The organism is Sphingomonas brevis (assembly GCF_023516505.1).
GTDB classification, from domain to species: domain Bacteria; phylum Pseudomonadota; class Alphaproteobacteria; order Sphingomonadales; family Sphingomonadaceae; genus Sphingomicrobium; species Sphingomicrobium breve.
In genome coordinates this window covers 1018536-1037697 of the sequence record NZ_JAMGBB010000001.1, presented here as the reverse complement: position 1 = coordinate 1037697, position 19162 = coordinate 1018536, and the positions used below count along the sequence as shown (strand labels likewise).

At 61.9% G+C, this 19162-nt stretch carries 20 protein-coding genes; 5 read left to right on the top strand and 15 right to left on the bottom strand.

Going from position 1 to position 19162, the window contains the following annotated elements; all coding sequences use genetic code 11:
• Positions 1-21 precede the first annotated feature (21 nt).
• The 8 genes from LZ518_RS05345 to LZ518_RS05310 form a co-directional block, all read right to left on the bottom strand.
• Positions 22-678, bottom strand: coding sequence for a DUF2231 domain-containing protein (locus LZ518_RS05345; RefSeq protein ID WP_249914981.1), 657 nt, complete (start codon positions 676-678; stop codon positions 22-24).
• Positions 675-1166 carry a YybH family protein gene (locus tag LZ518_RS05340; RefSeq protein WP_249914980.1) on the bottom strand — a complete coding sequence of 164 codons (492 nt, stop codon included), beginning with the start codon at positions 1164-1166 and terminating at the stop codon, positions 675-677. The genes LZ518_RS05345 and LZ518_RS05340 overlap by 4 nt, the downstream gene beginning before the upstream one ends.
• Positions 1167-1179: 13 nt before the next feature.
• The gene (locus LZ518_RS05335; protein WP_249914979.1) at positions 1180-1851 is read right to left on the bottom strand and encodes a copper resistance protein B; all 672 of its coding nucleotides are present in this window, start codon (positions 1849-1851) and stop codon (positions 1180-1182) included.
• Between the two features lie 494 nt (positions 1852-2345).
• A complete protein-coding gene (locus tag LZ518_RS05330) occupies positions 2346-4061 on the bottom strand; it encodes a copper resistance system multicopper oxidase (protein WP_249914978.1) in 1716 nt (571 codons plus the stop codon).
• Between the two features lie 74 nt (positions 4062-4135).
• Complete coding sequence (locus tag LZ518_RS05325) at positions 4136-4399, bottom strand: hypothetical protein (RefSeq protein WP_249914977.1); 264 nt, start codon at positions 4397-4399, stop codon at positions 4136-4138.
• A 37-nt stretch (positions 4400-4436) separates the two neighbouring features.
• A complete protein-coding gene (locus LZ518_RS05320) occupies positions 4437-4772 on the bottom strand; it encodes a hypothetical protein (RefSeq protein ID WP_249914976.1) in 336 nt (111 codons plus the stop codon).
• 44 nt (positions 4773-4816) lie between these two features.
• The gene (gene cueR, locus LZ518_RS05315; protein ID WP_249914975.1) at positions 4817-5209 is read right to left on the bottom strand and encodes a Cu(I)-responsive transcriptional regulator; all 393 of its coding nucleotides are present in this window, start codon (positions 5207-5209) and stop codon (positions 4817-4819) included.
• A 289-nt stretch (positions 5210-5498) separates the two neighbouring features.
• Positions 5499-7877 carry a heavy metal translocating P-type ATPase gene (locus LZ518_RS05310; protein WP_431358211.1) on the bottom strand — a complete coding sequence of 793 codons (2379 nt, stop codon included), beginning with the start codon at positions 7875-7877 and terminating at the stop codon, positions 5499-5501.
• 99 nt (positions 7878-7976) lie between these two features.
• Here LZ518_RS05310 and merC point away from each other — a divergent pair, with 99 nt between their 5' ends.
• The 5 genes from merC to LZ518_RS05290 all read left to right on the top strand — a co-directional run bounded on the left by merC (position 7977) and on the right by LZ518_RS05290 (position 11843).
• Complete coding sequence (gene merC / locus LZ518_RS05305; RefSeq protein WP_431358210.1) at positions 7977-8417, top strand: organomercurial transporter MerC; 441 nt, start codon at positions 7977-7979, stop codon at positions 8415-8417.
• Positions 8339-8635 carry a GDCCVxC domain-containing (seleno)protein gene (locus LZ518_RS13405; protein ID WP_489146320.1) on the top strand — a complete coding sequence of 99 codons (297 nt, stop codon included), beginning with the start codon at positions 8339-8341 and terminating at the stop codon, positions 8633-8635. The genes merC and LZ518_RS13405 overlap by 79 nt, the downstream gene beginning before the upstream one ends.
• A gap of 153 nt (positions 8636-8788) precedes the next feature.
• The gene (locus LZ518_RS05300; protein WP_249914972.1) at positions 8789-8986 is read left to right on the top strand and encodes a hypothetical protein; all 198 of its coding nucleotides are present in this window, start codon (positions 8789-8791) and stop codon (positions 8984-8986) included.
• Positions 8987-9289: 303 nt separating this feature from the next.
• Complete coding sequence (locus tag LZ518_RS05295) at positions 9290-10738, top strand: CYTH and CHAD domain-containing protein (protein ID WP_249914971.1); 1449 nt, start codon at positions 9290-9292, stop codon at positions 10736-10738.
• 97 nt (positions 10739-10835) lie between these two features.
• Entirely contained in the window at positions 10836-11843 is a 1008-nt protein-coding gene (locus LZ518_RS05290; protein ID WP_249914970.1) for a YeiH family protein, read from the top strand.
• On the opposite strand, the gene LZ518_RS05285 is transcribed toward LZ518_RS05290, so the two are convergent.
• The 7 genes from LZ518_RS05285 to atpA all read right to left on the bottom strand — a co-directional run bounded on the left by LZ518_RS05285 (position 11844) and on the right by atpA (position 19161).
• Positions 11844-13367 (bottom strand): TadA family conjugal transfer-associated ATPase, encoded by a 1524-nt coding sequence (locus tag LZ518_RS05285; protein WP_249914969.1) that lies wholly within the window; start codon positions 13365-13367, stop codon positions 11844-11846. It lies immediately after the preceding gene.
• 82 nt (positions 13368-13449) lie between these two features.
• Positions 13450-14574, bottom strand: coding sequence for a glycosyltransferase family 2 protein (locus LZ518_RS05280; RefSeq protein WP_249914968.1), 1125 nt, complete (start codon positions 14572-14574; stop codon positions 13450-13452).
• 74 nt (positions 14575-14648) lie between these two features.
• The gene (locus tag LZ518_RS05275) at positions 14649-14909 is read right to left on the bottom strand and encodes an ATP synthase F1 subunit epsilon (protein ID WP_249914967.1); all 261 of its coding nucleotides are present in this window, start codon (positions 14907-14909) and stop codon (positions 14649-14651) included.
• On the bottom strand, positions 14910-15095 hold the full coding sequence (locus LZ518_RS05270; RefSeq protein ID WP_249914966.1) for a glutathione S-transferase: 186 nt from the start codon (positions 15093-15095) through the stop codon (positions 14910-14912).
• A gap of 5 nt (positions 15096-15100) precedes the next feature.
• On the bottom strand, positions 15101-16630 hold the full coding sequence (gene atpD, locus LZ518_RS05265; RefSeq protein WP_431358209.1) for a F0F1 ATP synthase subunit beta: 1530 nt from the start codon (positions 16628-16630) through the stop codon (positions 15101-15103).
• A gap of 103 nt (positions 16631-16733) precedes the next feature.
• Positions 16734-17612, bottom strand: a complete 879-nt coding sequence (locus LZ518_RS05260; protein ID WP_249914964.1) for a F0F1 ATP synthase subunit gamma — start codon at positions 17610-17612, stop codon at positions 16734-16736.
• A gap of 19 nt (positions 17613-17631) precedes the next feature.
• Positions 17632-19161, bottom strand: a complete 1530-nt coding sequence (gene atpA, locus LZ518_RS05255; RefSeq protein WP_249914963.1) for a F0F1 ATP synthase subunit alpha — start codon at positions 19159-19161, stop codon at positions 17632-17634.
• Position 19162 lies beyond the last annotated feature (1 nt).

Here is a 19162-nt window from a genome sequence, read left to right as displayed (position 1 = left end):
TCGCCGTGCATGATCCTCTCCTCAGAACATTAGATGTTCCATTCCGTGGGTGATCGCAGCGCCCAGAAACCCTTGAGCCGCGATGGCAATGGTCATGACGGTCAACGCCAGGATCATCCCGGCACCGCGGTCCTCCCAGGGACGCTTCCAAGCCCAAACGCCTAGTCCGGCGCCAACGATCCCAATCGCGACGCCCAGCCAGCGGTGATAGGTCAGAACTTGATCTGGATCAGCACTCATTCCGGCGATCCATCCTGCCGCCGCAGCGATCGGGGCGAATATCCCGCCCGCGACAACCAGGAACTGGACGGGCGCAGCGAACGCCGGCCGCCTTCGGCCAACGATGGCTGTGAAAAGTGCCGCCGGGAAGAATGCAATCGGGAAGTGGACAATCGCGGGGTGGAGTCGTCCGAACCAGTCCAACAGCCGCACAAAGAAGGGCATTTCGGATCGGTCCATCTCCGTGTCCGGCATCATCCCTTCCATCTTGTCGTGGTCCATCGGCTGCGATGCTACCGGCGTCGCGGGCTGGGCGGCCGGTTGAACGACCTGGGTGGCGACAGGCTTCTTCTTCTTGTGTTCCTTGTGGGCGGTTGCCGGAGAAGACAGGCTAACGAGCAGCATCGCCATTCCCAGCAGGATAGCGATTGATCGGAGAATGCGTCGGACAGACATCATTTCGCTCCCGCTGCGGACGACCAATGGATATGAGCGATCTTCCAGACCCCTCCGACACGACGAAGCACCATCGTCTCGGTGGTCACCCGGTCGATCGCCTTGTCCTTGTAGGTTCCCGTCGTTCGGCCTTCGGTGGCGATCCAAGCGACAGCGCCAACTGCATCGCCGGCGCGCCTGGTCACGGTGCCAGGCACGGCCTGGGCAAAGGCGGCGTCCGCGCCGAGGTGATGGGAGGCATATTCCTGCCGGCCGCGCTCGACACCGCCAGCCTCATAGATCAGTGCGTTATCGGCGAGATAGGACAGTGCAGCTTTGGTATCGCCCCGGCGCAGTGCCGCGTGAAAGGCATCGACCACGGCGGCTGCCGGCCGTGCGGATGCGGAGACCGCACTAACTTTGGCGGCGCTCTCATTGTGGTTAGCCTCGGGATGGGCAACCGCAATGTCGGTCAACAGCAGGACTGCGGCTGCTGCAATGATGAGTTTCATTTTCTTTCTCCCCTCAGAACCAAAAGCGGACGCCGGCAAGCAGGTTGAAGCCACCGGCATCCTCGTCTTCCGCGTGTAGGAACCGGCGTGTGTCGCCGAAGGTGCGCTCATATTCGACGCCGATGTATGGAGCGACGAGCGGCGAGATCTGATAACGCAGCCTGACTCCTAGCGAGGCATTCGTGAGGCCAGAACCGATCGCCAACTCCGGCACATCCTGTAACGAGAGATCGACTTCGCCACGCGGTTGCAGGATCAGCTTCTGAGTGATGCGGAGATCGTATTCAGCCTCGGCACGCGCCGTGACATCGCCCTTGTTCGACAGGAAAACGGCTCCTTCGACCTCCCACCAATAGGGAGCTAGGCCCTGCACGCCGAGCACGAGGTGGGTGCGGTTTGGGCCTGGCTGCGGATCGTAACGGACGCCGGCTTGCAGATCGAACCAGGGGTTGATTGCATGGCTCCATAGTGCCTGCACTTCGGCGTGTTCGAGCTGCTTGCCCCAAGACCCTTCGACTTCGCTTTTCAACCAAAGCTTGTTGATGTCACCGCCATACCAAGCCTGGGCGTCGAACAGGTAGCCATCCTGACCCTCTCTAACACGGGCTTCGGCACGGTCGATAAAGACCTTTTGGGCAGGCATGCCACCGTGCTCTTCGCGCAGAATATTACGGCTGCGCTGCATGCCTTCCGCGCCCCAATAGGCGTCTGCGGCGTGCGCCGGCCCTGACAGCGCTTCTGGCGGGGTTGGACCAGGTTGCACCTGCGGCTCAGCAGTGGCTGGCAACTTGCAATGCCCCATGGCGGCATGTTCCGGCAAACAGGCAGGCTGCTGCTCCGAAGCTGGAGGTGTCGGTTGCGGGGCCGGGGTTGGCAGCTTGCAATGACCCATCGCCGCGTGCTCCGGCAGACAAGTCGCCTGCGGGGCAGTTTCGACTGGTTGCTCGGCCGGTTCAGGCAACTTGCAATGACCCATCGCGGCGTGCTCGGGCAAGCAGGTCGGCTGCTCCGAAGCTGGAGGTGTCGGTTGCGGGGCCGGGGTTGGCAGCTTGCAATGACCCATCGCCGCGTGCTCCGGCAGACAAGTCGGCTGGGTGGCAGCTGGTGCGTTGGCAGGCGCACTCTGTTGGGCCAGTGCTGGGCTGGCTGCGCCGGCCAGGAGCAAAGCTAGGAACGCCTTCATGCGTGCGCTCCTTCCAACGGCCGGATGCTGACCACGCGCATCATCCCGGCGTGCATGTGGTAGAGCAGGTGGCAATGGAACGCCCAGTCGCCAGGCGCGTCCGCCGTCAGGTCGAGATCGACATATCCCCCAGGCAGCACCCTAACCGTATGTTTCAGCGGCTGGTTTGGGCCATGGCCGTTGACGATCTCGAAGAAGTGGCCGTGCAAATGCATCGGGTGGGTCATCATCGTGTCGTTGATGAGCCTCAGCCGCACGCGCTCGTTGCGGGCGAAGCGATAAGGTTCGGGATTCTCGCTCAACTTCTCGCCATCCATCGACCACATGAATCGCTCCATGTTGCCGGTGAGGTGGATGTCTATGCGTCGGGTCGGGACGCGAGTGTCGCTGTTGGGCTTGAGCGAAACGAGGTCTTTGTAGGTCAGCACTTTGTGACCGACATTTTCGAGCCCGATACCCGGATCGCCGCTCCGATCCATCGCCATGGGCGAGATCATGTCTACGCCGGGTCCGACTGGAAAACTGACTTTCGACTTGTCCCGCATGCTGTGATCCATCGCCATGCTGGGCCCGCCACCATGGGCGGAATGATCCATCATACCCATGTCCATCATTGTCAGCGTTGGCCGCTCACGAAGTGGCGGCACCTCGGCGCGCATACCTTCGCGAGGTGCGAGCGTCGCGACGCCCATACCAGAGCGATCAATCCCCTCGGCAATGAAGGTGTAAGGGCGATCATCGGGCTGGACGATGAGGTCATAGGTCTCGGCATTTCCGATCTGCAGCTCGTCAACTTCGACGGGCCGGACATTGATGCCGTCAGTGGCAACCACGACTAGCTTGAGCCCAGGGATGCGGATGTTGAAGATGCTCTGCGACGCAGCATTGATGATGCGCAGCCGGACTCTCTCACCAGCACGGAATAGGCCGGTCCAGTTTTCTGCGGGACTGTGGCCGTTGATGAGGTAGGTGTAGGCCGCCGCCGTCACATCGGAAATATCGGTCGGGTCCATCCGCATTTTGCCAAACATCTTGGCATCGGCCGCTGAGAGCGGGTCACGCTTGCCGCTCATCTTGTCAGCCAGCGTTCGCTTGTTGCGGTTGAAGAAGCCGCCTTCCTGCTTGAGCCGCGTGAACAGTCCGTGCGGGTGCATGAAGGTCCAGTCCGACAGGACGATCACATGCTCGCGGTCATAGGCAACCGGGTCAGCACCAGCAGGGTCGATAATGATGGGTCCATAATGCCCCAGCTGTTCCTGCAGTCCGCTATGGCTGTGATACCAATAGGTTCCCGATTGCTTGATCGGGAACTCATAGGTGAAGCTCTGCCCGGGTCGGATGCCGGGAAAGCTGATGCCTGGAACGCCGTCCATCTGGAAAGGCACGATGAAGCCGTGCCAGTGGATTGAGGTGTCTTCATCCGTGAGACGGTTCTCGACGGTGAGCCGGACATTCTGGCCCTCCTTGAGGCGGATTAGTGGCGCCGGGATGGTGCCGTTGATCGCCACGGCGTGACCGGGTCGGCCATCGACGGAGAAGCGGGTCCGATCAACGACAAGGCGAATATCCTCGCCACTGAGCGTGCCTTCCGCCTTGGCAGCGACACCTTGGCTGACGCTGTGCGCCCAAGCCGGCCGAAGCCCCGCCGCAGCAGCCAGCGCGACGCCGCCACCGAGGAACGCCCTGCGGTTGAGGGAAATAAGTTGAGTCATGTGGTTCTCCGCGCCCTTAACGAGCGCCAGAAGCGGTCGTTGCGGGGCGCCGCAAGAAGCGGCGCCCCGACCGATTAATGGCTTGTGTGACCGCCGGACGCGGGGGCAGCCGGCTTGGCTTCGCCCTTCTTGTCCATGCACTCCATCTTGCCACCGGACTGCTTCATCTTGTCGCAGCAGTCCTTGCAGTCATGCTTGCCTTGCTGGTGCTGGCTATGATCCATGCCCTGCATCTGAGCTGACATCTGGTGACCCGCATGCGGATCGGCAGCGGGTGCGGTCTGAGCCGCAGCAGGAACGGCAAGAGCAAGCGCAAGCGCGCCAATAATCATCTTCATTTTAGTCTCCGTAAAATCGAGTTGAGTGAGGTCGATTCTACGAGAGGCGTGGAGGAGGTGTCGGCAGTTCAGCCAGGAAACTGTGATCGAACTGGACGAGCGAGGGCCGTTCGGCCGACGAAGCGAACACATGCGGCTCCAACATCGGGGTCGGGGCGACTGCAATCGCCGTGCACATAGCGGCACAACAGGACTTATCGACTGTCTTCCCGTCGTGACTCTTGGCCGGTTGCTCGCCGCAATGATCGGTTTTCGTCATTTGGGCGTGATGGTCAGCCGGAGCCATGGCCATGGCCGCGCCGGATTGCAGTGCGAGCGGCGCGAACAACATCGCGACGGCGATTAGGATCGCAAAGAGCGGTCGTAAGCTCACCGGCGCCCCGTAGGCCACTGATGCTTTCTCGGCAATGACTGACATCAATCCTTGCCTTCTAAATCAATGAGGATCGGACAATCCGGCCGGTTGTCACCATGACAGCGCTCCGCCAAATGTTCGAGCGATCGTCGCATGGCGTCGAGTTCGTTGGCTTTCTTCTTGAGTTCAGCGGCACGAGCAAGCGCGAGGGCTTTCACATCGGCGCTTGATCGCTCGCGGTCGTTCCATAGCGTCAGGAGCTGTCGGATCTCCTCGATGGGGAAGCCGGCATCGCGAGCGCGGCCGATGAATCGTAATGTGTGTAGGTCCCGCTCGTCATAGTCACGGTAGCCGGAATCGCGCCTGGCCGCTTTCGGCATGAGACCGATCTTTTCGTAGTGGCGGATCATCCTTTCGCTGATGCCGGATGCCGCCGAGGCAGCTCCAATCTTCATGTCGCCACCTCAAATAGTCCGTAGGTCACGACAATCCCGATGGCAGCCCAACACAACCAATAGGCAGCTTTTTGCCATGCAGGGGGCACATAGCCGCGAGCCGCCAAAAAGCGACGGATGCCTACCATCCCGACAAGATGAGCGAGGAGTCCGACCCCGAATATCCACCATGCGAGGGGTCTTAATCCCGCACCCAAGAGCGAACCTACACCGGCGCCAGCTACGGCGGCTCCGACCACTGACAGAGTCGTCAGCGCCGATCGTGTGCGCTCCTGACTTCGATCGAGGGTCATAGCACCTCCAGGCGGACCCGGTTCAATCGGAGAGAGTTGCCGATCACTGCGACCGAACTGAATGCCATCGCCGCACCAGCGATGATCGGTGACAACAGGATGCCAAGCGAAGGATAGAGCACCCCAGCCGCGATCGGCACACCAGCCGCGTTGAACACGAAGGAGAAGAAAAGGTTCTCGCGGATGTTGCGCATCGTTGCGCGACTGAGGTGCCTGGCGCGGACGATCCCAACGAGATCGCCCTTCACCAGTGTGACATGGGCGCTTTCCATCGCGACATCGGTGCCTGTGCCCATGGCAATGCCGACATCAGCCGCCGCAAGCGCCGGGGCGTCATTGATGCCGTCTCCGGCCATCGCAACACGCCGGTTCTGTTTGCGTAACTCCTCGACCTTCGCCTGCTTTTGGTTGGGAAGGACATCAGCAATGACTTCTTCGATGCCAACTCGGCGCGCTACTGCCTCGGCGGTGCGGCGATTGTCGCCGGTCATCATGACCACATGGACACCATTGCGTTGAAGCTCAGCTACGGCTCCCGGTGCGCTGTCCTTGATCGGATCGGCGACAACCAGCAGACCAGCCAGCTTGCCGTCGATCGCCACGAACATGACGCCCTGGCCTTCGGCGCGATGCTCATCTGCCTCGGCTTCCAGCGAAGCGGAGTCGATGCCGAGGTCTGCGAGCAGTGACTTGTTGCCCAAGCCAACCGCACGGTTTTCGACGGTGCCGGTGACGCCCTTGCCTGTATGCGATTTGAACTCACTGCTTGATGGCGGCGCGAGATTAAGCTCTTCGGCGCCCTCAACGATCGCAGCCGCAAGGGGGTGCTCGCTGCCGCGTTCAAGAGACGCCGCGAGCCGAAGCACATCCGCTTCCTGAAAACCGTTTGCTGGCCGGACTGAGATTAGTTTTGGCTTGCCCAGCGTCAGAGTGCCCGTCTTGTCCACAACCAGCGTATCGACCCGCTCCATCAGCTCCAGCGCCTCGGCATTCTTGACAAGGACGCCTACGCTTGCACCGCGGCCGGTCCCGACCATGATCGACATCGGTGTCGCCAAGCCAAGCGCACAGGGGCAGGCGATGATCAATACGGCAATCGCGTTGACCAGCGCATGGGCAAGGCGAGGTTCCGGTCCGATCAGGCTCCAGGCGACGAACGCGATGACTGCTACAAGCACGACGCCGGGGACGAACCACGCGGACACTTGGTCGGCCAGTTTTTGGATCGGCGCTCGCGACCGCTGGGCGTCGGCGACCATGCGAACGATCTGCGACAGCATCGTGTCGCGGCCGACGCGCTCAGCTCGCATCAGAAGGCTGCCCGTCCCATTGACCGTCGCGCCGGTCAACTTGCCTCCTGGCAACTTCTCCACCGGCACCGGCTCACCGCTGATCATTGATTCATCGACAGAGCTGTGACCCTCCACGACGATGCCATCGACTGGCACCTTTTCGCCCGGCCGGATGCGGAGCAGGTCCCCAACATGGACATGCTCCAAAGGAACATCCTCCTCAGTCCCGTCGTCCTTGACGCGGCGGGCCTCCTTTGGGGCGAGACTGAGCAGAGCGCGGATGGCCTTGCCAGTGGCCGAACGGGCGCGAAGCTCAAGCACCTGTCCAAGTAAGACCAGCGTGGTGATGACCGCCGCCGCCTCGAAATAGACCGGCACCAAGCCACCCATCGTTCGCAGCGAAGCGGGGAATATCTGTGGCGTCAGGGACGCAATGACACTGTATCCGTAGGCCACGCCGATGCCGAGGCCGATCAGAGTGAACATATTGAGGTGGCGGCTCTGCAGAGATGCCCAGAACCGCTCGAAGAACGGCCAGCCGCCCCAAAGCACGACCGGCGTCGCGAGTGCGAGTTGAACCCACATGGAGGTCCGCATGGGCAGCGGCTCCCAGCCGAAGAGCTCGGCGCCAAAAGTCAGGATGACCAAGGGCAGGGACAGGACCGCGCTAATCCAGAATCGCCGGCTCATATCGATGAGTTCGGGGTTCGGCCCTTCGTCAAGCGCCGGCTCAAGTGGCTCTAACGCCATCCCGCAGATGGGGCACTGTCCCGGTCCATCACGCCGTATCTCGGGGTGCATCGGGCAGGTCCAAATAGTGCCTGCCGCTACCTCAATCGGATCATTCTCGTCAGGATTTAGATACCGGCTTGGGTTCGCCTGGAACTTGTCGAGGCAACCGGCGCTGCAAAAGTAGTAGTCCGTCCCGCCGAGCTGACAACGGTGGGCTGCAGTCCGCTTATCGACTTTCATTCCGCAGACCGGGTCTGTCACGATCGTTCCGTGATCATGTCCGACTTTGGAATGGTGGTGGCAGTGCGCGTGCTCAGCCACAACTGTCTCCTCATGCGTGCGACTCGTCATGTGGAATCATCTGCACCTTGACACGATGTCAGGGTCAAGCAGCGATATTTTCCGCTTCACCAATGTCCGCTTTGGGTAGAAACCGGCCATTAGCCCTCTATGCTCCTGCAAATGAGCAACCCTTCGATTCCACACACTGTGCTTAGACAGAAGCCCACCCAAGGCACTCGCGTTGTAGGCAGCACCGGCACCATAGGCGCTATCATCGCAGCAATGAGCTGCACGGCGTGCTTCCCTGCCCTCGCCAGTCTCGCTTCGGCGTTCGGACTAGGCTTTCTCAGCCAGTTTGAGGGCGTTTCAATCCGTTACATACTGCCGCTATTCGCCCTCGTTGGCTTGGCCGCAAACATCATCAGCGGTCTTCGCCATCGAAACTGGGTGCGAATGAGTCTCGGCATCATCGGCCCCTTACTTGTTCTGGCCGCCGCACTGCTTATGGCGATCTACAGCATGCCGACGGAATGGCTGCTCTATCCGGGCTTACTTCTAATGATCATGGTCGCAATCTGGGACTTGATGTCCCCAGCGAACGCAAGATGACTGAGCTTCAATCTACCCTGACCTGTCCCCAGTGCGGCGGGAAGTCGCTTGAAACGATGCCAACCGACGCCTGTCAGTTCTTTTTTGACTGTCGGCACTGTGGAGCTGTTCTGCGGCCGCTCAAAGGCGACTGCTGCGTATTCTGCTCCTACGCCGATGTCCCCTGCCCACCCATCCAAGAGGCGCGGGCCACCGGCACATCGCCAAGTTGCTGCTAGACGGCCCAGAGCGGAGAAGGACGAATGAGGTCGTGGCAGAGCGCTCATGACGATGGCAGTTTCAATCTCACCGCTTTGAAAGCATTGGCATCACAGGCGATCGAAGCGTAATCTGCCCCGCAGAGGCACCGATAGGAAAAGGGGAGCCCAATCATGAGTCTCATCATCGCCTCGATTGCCTTGGCCGCTTCACAAACGCCCCCGGCTACACCAGCCGTCGCTCCGGCAGCTCCACCAGCTGCCGAAAAGAAGATGGCCTGCTGCGAAAAGATGGCCAAGGGCGAGGGCTGCTCCTGCTGCAAGGACATGGCCAAAAAGGATGAAGCGCCAAAGGCCGGCGGCTCTCAGTAGAACTAGCGGATCGACGCGCTTTTTGGTGATTTTGCAGACACAGTGTTCGACTGGTTCAAAGTGAACTGGCTCGAATGTGAAAACGCGCTTTGATTGGGCAAATCGCGTCGTTGGACGGCCCAAGAACCGCAGAAAACCGCAGATTTGCGTGGGCAGCTCGTGTTGACATCGCAGGGGTCGCAAGTTCAATCCTTGCCACGCCCACCATTTTCTCCCCTGGAAAAGTCGCTATCGGCAAGCCGACTGAGGGGCGGCCGCGGGGTCAACTTGCTGCATGTTGCGCCGACGCGTAAATCGGGTGCGATGGCCAAAGCCAAGGATCATCGGGAAACCGAGCTCAAGTTCGACCTGGATCGCCAGGCGGCGAGGAAGGTTCGACGTCATCCTCTGCTTGCGGATCGGGCCCCAACCACCCAGTCGCAGACGTCGGTCTATTTCGACACCGGCAAGCGCCGAATAGGCAAGGCCGGCTATTCGCTGCGGGTTCGCCAGTCTGGCGGCGGGCATGTTCAAACCGTCAAATCGACGGGTGGCGGGGCCGGGCTGTTCGATCGCGCCGAATGGGAAGTGCCGGTCGAAAGCCTTGAGGTCGATGCCAAAGCGCTCAAATCGACCCCGCTGCGTAAGCTCAAACGGCTCGACAGGAAGCTCGAACCCCAGGTTCGTTCGACGGTTGAGCGGGCGACCTGGTTGATCGATCGTGATGGCAGCCTGATCGAGGTGGTGCTCGACGAGGGAATGGTCGAAGCGGGCGACGAGACAGCGAAGTTTCAGGAGTTGGAGATGGAGCTCCGTCACGGGGCCCAAGCCGGACTGTTCGGCTTCGCCAAGCAGCTGGCCGAAGATATTCCGCTTGAAATCGGGGTGCTCAGCAAAGAAGAGCGCGGCTTGCTGCTCGCCGAGCGCGCGCTTGATCACGAACAAAAGGCGCGCGAGCCGGCCATCTGCGAAGAGATGAGCATTGGCCAGGCCTTTGTCGCGACCGTCCAGGAATGCGTCCGTCACTTCCGCTTGAACCAGGCGCTCATCATTGCCGAGCGGGATGCGGCGGCCCTGCACCAGGCGCGCGTGGCGATGCGGCGCCTCCGGACTGCCTTCACCTTGTTTGGCCCGGTAATCCGCGAGGGGTCGCTGGAGCCGCTCAAATGCGAGCTCAGGGCATTCATTGAGCCGTTCGGCGTCGCCCGCAACCTTGACGTCTATCTCGACAAGCATGGCGAGGAACTGGGTTGGCGGGATCAACGCGTCCTTCGTTCCGCACGCTCGGAGAGCTACGACCAGGTAGTCGAAGCACTAAATTCGCAGCAGAAGCGCGACATGCTGGTCGATCTGGTCGAGTGGACCGCATCGGCGGATTGGCAGCAAACCGGGGCGTCACGCCCTATTGCGAAGTTCGCCCGGCGTCGGCTCGACGACGCGTGGAATAAGGTAAAGCGCGGCGGCTCGCAGCCGGGCAAGCTGGATGAGCACCAACTTCACCGGCTGCGGATCAACATCAAGAAATTGCGCTATTCGGCGGAATTCCTGGCGCCTCTGTACCGCAAGAAGCAGGTTCGGGCGTTTGTCACGTCGCTGGAAAGGATGCAGGATTGCCTTGGCCTGATCCACGACGACATGATCAGCCGCGAGATCATCGCTACCTATGAGCTCGCCGAGAGTGGCCGAACCGATATTGCCGAACGTGCGCGCCAGCTGGCCAAATTGGGAGGCCGGTTCAAACGCCTTAAGCAAGCCGGCCGTTTCTGGCGATAAGCATCCGCTGCGCGCCAGCTCCTCGCCAGGTCTCGCCACGCCCTGACGCCTTGCCGCTCGCCAGCAGCCCGATTAGGGCCTTGGCGAGGGAGGTACGATGGCGTCGCTGAGCTCATATCGTCCGCAGATGCTCGCGGGTATCGGTCCGGGGCTGCTTGCCTCGCTGGTGATCGCGGTCGCGGCGACCTTCCTGGCCGACCATTATGGCGGACCGGTGATGCTGTTCGCATTGCTGCTCGGCATGGCGATGAACTTCCTGAGCGACGTCGATCGCTGCCGTCCCGGCATTCAGTTTGCGTCCAAGACGGTGCTGCGCCTCGGCGTTGCGATGCTCGGCTTTCGGATCACGCTTCAGCAAATCGTCACGCTTGGCTGGAAGCCGGTGGCGCTGGTCATCGGGCTGGTAACCCTGACGATCCTTGCGTCGATCTGGCTGGCGCGGCGAATGGGCTTCGAGGGCAAGTTCGGCCTGCTTACTGGCGGCGCAACGGCCATCTGCGGTGCGTCGGCGGCCGCCGCAATTTCGGCCGCCCTTCCGCCTGACCCGCAAAAGGAGCGCAATACGCTTTTCACGATCATCGGCGTCTCGACGCTGTCGACACTGGCGATGATCGTCTATCCGGTGCTGATCCAGCTACTGCGCCTCGATCACGTCCATTACGGCATGTTCATTGGCGCGACGGTCCACGACGTCGCTCAAGTGGTCGGCGCCGGCTATGCGATTTCCCCCGAGGCGGGCGATACGGCAACGGTGGTCAAGCTGATGCGCGTCGCAATGCTGCTGCCGGTGATCATCGCAACCACCATGATGATCCGCGCCAAGGGAGCGGGGCATGGCGAGCGTCCGCCGATCCTTCCATGGTTCCTTGCGGTATTCCTCGCTCTGGTGGCGGCCAACAGCCTTCTGCCGGTTCCCGTTGCCGTTCAGGAGGCGGGCGGGACGGCGTCGCGCTGGTGCCTCGTTGCCGCAATCGCGGCGCTGGGCGTCAGGACGCAGTTCAAGGAAATGCTCGGCATCGGCTGGAAGCCGGTTGCCCTGATGGTCATCGAAACACTGATTATCGCGGGGCTTGCGCTGGCTGCAATCGGCCTCGGCTGGGTCTAGTTACAGGCAGGCTTCAAGGTACGGTTGGTCGAAGCCGTACTGCTTGGCCTTTTCCAGCGTGTAGGGGCGAAGGCCCATCGAGCGATACTCGCCGACGATTTTCCCGTCCGGCGTCTCGTCGAGATATTCGAACTTGAACAGCTCCTGGGTGACGATGACTTCGCCCTCCATGCCGATCACCTCGGTAATGTTGGTGGTGCGGCGCGAGCCGTCGCGGAGACGCTTCACCTGCACGATGAGGTCCACGGAATCGGCGATCTGGCGGCTGATCGCCTCCTTCGGGATCTTGATGTCCGACATCATCACCATGTTTTCCATACGAGCCAGGCATTCGCGCGGGCTGTTGGAGTGGAGCGTAGCCATCGAGCCGTCGTGACCGGTGTTCATTGCAGCGAGCAAATCGAAGCACTCCGACCCACGAATTTCGCCCAGGATGATGCGATCGGGACGCATACGCAGGGCGTTGATGACGAGGTCGCGAATGGTGATCGCGCCCTGACCTTCCAGATTCGGCGGACGGGTTTCGAGCGGCAGCCAGTGCGGCTGCTGCAGACGAAGCTCGGCCGCGTCTTCGATGGTGATCACGCGCTCGCCCGGGTCGATCATCTTCGACAAGGCGTTGAGCATTGTCGTCTTACCCGAACCGGTACCGCCGGAGATGACGACATTCATGCGGCTGGCGCCGGCGATCTTCAGCACCGTCGCCATTTTCTCCGACATCGATCCGAAGCCGCGCATCATGTCGAGCGTGATCGGCTTTTCGGAAAACTTACGAATCGAGATGGCGGTGCCGCGAAGCGACAGCGGCGGGATGATGACGTTGACGCGGCTGCCGTCCTGCAAGCGGGCGTCGGCCAGGGGGGTGGTCTGGTCGACGCGGCGGCCGACCTTGTTGACGATGCGTTGCGCGATCTGGAACAGATGCTCCTCGTCGCGGAACTGGATTTTGGCCAGCTCGAGCCTGCCTTTGCGCTCGATGAAGGTTTGGTCGGGGCCGTTGACCATGATGTCGCTGATCGCCGGGTCGGACAGCAGCTCTTCGAGCGGCCCGAGGCCGAGCAGCTCATCAACCAGCACCTTTTCGAGCGCGAATTGCTCGCGGCGGTTAAGCGTGATCTTCAGCTCGGCTAGCACTTCGCCGATGATCGGGCGGAATTCCTCGGCGAGCTCGTCCTTTCCGAGGGTCGCGGCGGCCTCCGGATCGACGCGTTCGAGCAGGCGCGGGAGGACCTGTTCCTTGATTCGGTGGACCGAGGCCTCAAACCCTTCGGATTTGCTGTTGGCTCGATCGCCGCTGGCATTCTGGCGGTCGTTAAGCCGCTCCATCGCGCCCATCGGCGGCGCGCCAGGCGCAGCAGCACCTTCATCGGCTGCATCCGATTCCGAAGCCTCGGGGAGGTCGTCCACGGGTGGGAATTGTTCGCCGCCTGCCGGAGCAGAGCCGCCCTTCATCGGGCGAGCAACGCCGAAGCTTGGGCGCTGACCTGCCCCGCCCAGACCGTTACGCTTGCCGAATGCGTTCATAACCGGTGATTCCCAATGCTAATTCCGCGATAAAACGAAAATGGTGAATAGCTGCCAAACTTTGAGAAAAGACTAATTTCGATTAGCGCCGCGTCCACGTTAGCCAGCCGCTGGCGACGTAATTCCACACCGAACCGACGATCGCGCCGGCTATTCCGGCGATCCACCAGCCATGGAATTGGTCATAGACCAGGCTGCCGATGCCGACGTTTGCGACTGCACCCAGCGAACAGACGAGGTAGAAGGAGAATAGACCGCCAACCCAGGCAAGGCCCTTCAACTGCCGATCGCGATAGGTGAAACGGTTGTTGAGGGCGAAGTTGAACGTCATTGCTCCGATGACAGCCGACGCCTGCGACCAGGAGAAGGCCAGTCCGAGGGCATTCAGCGCAATATCGAGCAGCAGCAGGTGGACGCCGACGCCGAGCATCCCGACCGCGCCGAACTGGACCAGCTTGACCGGCACGAAGCGGCCGACTGTCTTGTCGAGCAGCAGTTCGACATATTCCAGCGCGACCATTTCATCGAGCTTGGACTCGCCATGCTGACGAGTGCCGAAGGTGTAGCCGATCTCGGCTGTCTTAAGCGGACGATGGATTGAAGCGACGACATCGAGCAAGATCTTGTAGCCGACGTTGCTGAGGCGCGGGGCTGCTTCAAGCAGTACGTCGCGGCGAACCGCGAAGAAACCGCTCATCGGATCACTGAGGCGGGTTTTCATGATCGGCGAGGCGAGGGCGGTAGCGAAACGGCTGATCTTGAGCCGGCTCTCGTCCCAGTCGCCGGTTGATCCGATGCCGGAATAGCGAGTGCCGATTGCCAGCTCGTCACCATCGGCCACAGCGCGATAAAGATCAGGCAGGATGCGCTCGTCATGCTGCATGTCGGCATCGATCACCGCGATTACCGGCGTCGTCGAAGCGAGAGCGCCCTCGACCACCGCCGACGACAGACCACGTCGGCCAATGCGCCGGATCATCCGCACGCGGCGGTCGGCCTGGGCGATTTTGGTCAGAAGCTCGGGCGTGCCGTCGGTCGATCCGTCATCGACAAAGATCGCTTCCCACTCGATTCCGGCCAAGGCGATGCCGAGCTTTTCGAGCAAAGCCTCGACATTGCCGGCCTCGTTAAGGGTCGGGATTACGACGCACAGCTCCAGCGGCGCTTCGCGGACTTCGGATTGCAGCGCGAACTTCTGCTGGAACATGAAGAAAAGGGCCCTTCCGCGGTTCGGAAGAGCCCCTTGTGGGATTTCAGGGTAAAAACGCGGTTAACGGACGGCTATTCGCCCGCGCTTTCCGCCAGCACCGTCAGGCCCTTGTCCCCGACCTCAGCGAAGCCGCCGGAAACGGCGATGCTTTCGGGCTGGGCACTGGCACTCTTGTAAACTTTGAGTTCGCCGTCCTTAAGCGTGGTCATCATCGGCGCATGGCCGGCCATGATGCCCGATTCACCCTCGGTGCCTGGAACGACCACCATATACACGTCCTCGCTGCGAACCTGCCGCTCCGGCGTCACCAGCTCGAAGTGAAAATCGGCCATCTAATTCTTTCCCTCGATTGCGGCATCGAATGTCGACGCGGCCTTCTCGAACTTGTCCCTGCAACCGGGATTGCAGAAGCCGACGACCTTGCCCTGGTACCGCGTCAGGCTGTCAGCGCTGACCGGGTCTCCCGACCAAGGGCAGTGCGTGTTGACGCAATCCTCGAGGCGAAGGTTGCTCGCCATTGGCCCTAAGCCTCCTGCGCCAGCTTCTCCGCCTTCGCGACGGCCTCTTCGATGCCGCCGACCATGTAGAAGGCTGCTTCGGGAAGGTGATCATATTCGCCGCTGACCACGGCCTTGAACGAGCGGACGGTGTCCTCGACCTGGACGAACGCGCCCGGAATGCCGGTGAACACTTCGGCGACGTGAAATGGCTGGCTGAGGAAGCGCTGGATCTTGCGTGCGCGGCTGACGACCAGCTTATCTTCTTCCGATAGCTCATCCATCCCGAGAATGGCGATGATGTCCTGCAACGACTTGTACTTCTGCAGCGTCTCCTGGACCGCGCGGGCCACGTCATAATGTTCCTGGCCGACAATCGACGCGGACAGCACGCGGCTGGTCGAGTCCAGCGGGTCCACCGCCGGGTAAATGCCAAGCTCCGAGATGGCGCGCGACAGGGTCGTGGTCGCGTCCAAGTGGGCGAAGGAGGTCGCCGGGGCCGGGTCGGTCAAGTCGTCGGCCGGGACGTAGATCGCCTGCACCGAGGTGATCGAGCCCTTGTTGGTCGAGGTGATCCGCTCCTGCAGCGTGCCCATGTCGGTAGCGAGCGTCGGCTGGTAGCCGACCGCCGAGGGAATGCGGCCCAACAGCGCGGACACTTCCGAACCTGCCTGGGTGAAGCGGAAGATGTTGTCGACGAAGAACAACACGTCCTGGCCTTCCTGGTCACGGAAATATTCTGCCTGGGCGAGGCCGGAGAGCGCGACACGGGCGCGAGCGCCCGGCGGCTCGTTCATCTGACCGAACACCAGCGCCACCTTCGAACCTTCAGGGGTCGGGTTGCCATCCTTGTCCTTGGCGATGACGCCCGCGTCGAGGAACTCGTGATAGAGGTCGTTGCCTTCGCGGGTCCGCTCGCCGACGCCGGCGAACACCGACACGCCGCCGTGGCCCTTGGCGATATTGTTGATCAGCTCCTGGATCAGTACGGTCTTGCCGACGCCTGCGCCGCCGAACAGTCCGATTTTGCCGCCCTTGGCGTAGGGGGCGAGCAGGTCGATGACCTTGATACCCGTAACCAGGATCGAGGCTTCGGTCGACTGGTCGACGAAGGCCGGCGCGTCCGCATGGATCGGGGCCGAGAGATCGCTGCCGATCGGGCCGCGCTCGTCGATCGGCTCGCCAATCACGTTCATGATGCGGCCAAGCGTCATGGGGCCGACCGGGACGCGAATCTGCGACCCGGTGGCGTTGACGCGCTGGCCGCGGGTCAGGCCGTCGGTGGCGTCCATCGCGATCGTACGCACAATATTCTCGCCGAGGTGCTGGGCGACTTCGAGCACCAGGCGCTGGCCTTGGTTATCGGTCTCCAGCGCCGCAAGGATCGGCGGCAATTCGCCTTCGAAAGCGACGTCGACGACCGCGCCGATAACCTGCGCAACCTGGCCGACCAGATTGCCGGTGGTCGGGGCGGCGGCAGTGGTCGAGGCAGCGGCTGCAGCCTTCTTCGGCGCGGCCTTTTTGGTCTTGGGTTCAGCGGCGGTTGCCATTTCCATCTTCCTCTATCGTCACCCCGGCCTTGAGCCGGGGTCTGCGTTGTTTTTTCCATTCCGCCCTCGCAAGGGAAGGCGGATCCCGGGTCAAGCCCGGGATGACGAACTACAGGGCCTCGGCCCCCGAAATAATCTCAACCAATTCCGTCGTGATCGCAGCCTGGCGCTGGCGGTTATACTGGATCGACAGCTTGTTGATCATGTCGCCAGCGTTGCGCGTCGCATTGTCCATCGCGGTCATCTGCGAGCCGTAGAAGCCGGCCATATTCTCGAGCAGCGCGCGATAGACTTGCACGGTGACGTTCTTGGGAAGCAGCGCGGCGAGGATTTCTTCCTCGTCGGGTTCATATTCGACCGCCGCAGTTGCTGCTCCGCCCGTTTCGGCCTTGGCCGGGGCGACCGGGATGATCTGGTCGACCTGCGGTTCCTGCGCCAGCACCGACTTGAATTCGCTGTAGGCGAGATGCGCGACGTCGAACTGGCCGCTTTCGAACCGATCGATCAGGTCGTCGGCGATTGCCTGTGCATCGGCATAAGCGGGCGACTTCATCGCGCTGGTGTCGTGCTGGGCGATAATGCCCTTCGGATAGATGCGCTGGATCACCGGCCGGCCCTTACGGCCGACGATGTAGAACAGCACCTTCTTGCCCGACTTTTCCAGTTCCTCGGCCTTGCGGCGTGCGGCTCGGACAATGTTGGTGTTGAATGCGCCAGCGAGCCCGCGGTCGCCGGTAGCGAGCACGATCAGATGGGTGTCGTCCTTGCCGGTGCCGGCGATCAGCTTGTGCGATTGCGGCCCGACGGTAACCCGGCTGGTCAGCGACGCGACCATTTCCTCCATGCGGTCCGAATAGGGCCGCCCTGCCTCGGCGTTCTGCTGGGCGCGGCGCAGCTTGGCCGCAGCGACCATCTTCATCGCCTTGGTGATCTTCTGCGTCGACTTCACCGAGCCGATACGAAGCTTCAATGCCTTGAGGCTGGCCATCGCCTAAGCGTCCTTTGCTTTACGCGAACTGCTTGCCGAACGCGGTCAGTGCGTCCTTAAGCTTGGCGGCGGTGTCGTCGTCGAGCTGCTTGCTGTCGCGAATCGACTTCAGCACGCCGGCATGTTCCGAGCGGAGATAGCCAAGCAGTGCCGCTTCATAGCGGGTCACGTCCTTGACATCGACCGCATCGACGAAGCCCTGCGTGCCCGCGTAAATCGAGGCCACCTGCTCTTCGACCGGCATCGGCTGATATTGCGGCTGCTTCAGCAGTTCGGTCAGGCGCGCGCCGCGCGCCAGCAGCTTCTGGGTAGAGGCATCGAGGTCCGAGCCGAACTGGGCGAAGGCGGCCATCTCGCGATACTGGGCCAGCTCCAGCTTGATCGAGCCGGCAACCTTCTTCATCGCCTTGGTCTGCGCCGAGGAACCGACGCGGCTAACCGAGAGGCCGACGTTAATCGCAGGGCGGATGCCCTGGTAGAACAGGTCGGTTTCAAGGAAGATCTGGCCGTCGGTGATCGAGATGACGTTGGTCGGGATATAGGCCGACACGTCGCCCGCCTGAGTCTCGATAATCGGCAGGGCGGTAAGCGAACCAGCGCCATTTGCCTCGTTCATCTTCGCCGCGCGCTCGAGCAGGCGAGAGTGGAGATAGAAAACGTCGCCCGGATAGGCTTCGCGGCCCGGCGGGCGGCGCAGCAGGAGCGACATCTGGCGGTAGGCGACAGCCTGCTTGGAAAGGTCGTCATAGACGATCACCGCATGCATGCCGTTGTCGCGGAAATATTCGCCCATCGCACAGCCGGTGTAGGGCGCGAGGAACTGGAGCGGAGCCGGCTCCGAGGCAGTTGCAGCGACGACGATCGAATATTCCATCGCGCCATTCTCTTCGAGCGCGCGGACGATCTGGGCGACCGTCGAGCGCTTCTGACCGATGGCGACGTAGATGCAATAGAGCTTCTGGCTCTCGTCCTTGCCCGAATTGACCTGCTTCTGGTTGATGAAGGTATCGAGCGCGACGGCGGTCTTGCCGGTCTGGCGGTCGCCGATGATCAGCTCGCGCTGGCCGCGGCCCACCGGAACCAGCGCGTCGAGCGCCTTCAAACCCGTCTGCACCGGCTCGTGCACCGACCGCCTCGGGATGATGCCAGGCGCCTTGACCTCGACACGGCTGCGGTGGTCGGCCTTGATCGGGCCCTTGCCGTCAATCGGATTGCCGAGCGCGTCGACGACGCGGCCAAGCAGGCCCTTGCCGACAGGAACGTCAACGATTGTGCCGGTGCGCCTGGCGGTCGAGCCTTCCTTGATCGCGGCGTCCGAGCCAAAGATCACGACGCCGACATTGTCGGCTTCGAGGTTGAGGGCCATGCCCTTTGTGCCGTCGTCGAACTCGACCATTTCGCCCGCCTGGACATTGTCGAGCCCGTGGATGCGGGCGATGCCGTCACCGACAGACAGGACGCTGCCGACTTCGGAGACCTGCGCATCGGCGTCGAAGTTCGCGATCTGGTCGCGAATGACGCGGGAAATTTCAGCGGCGCGGATATCCATG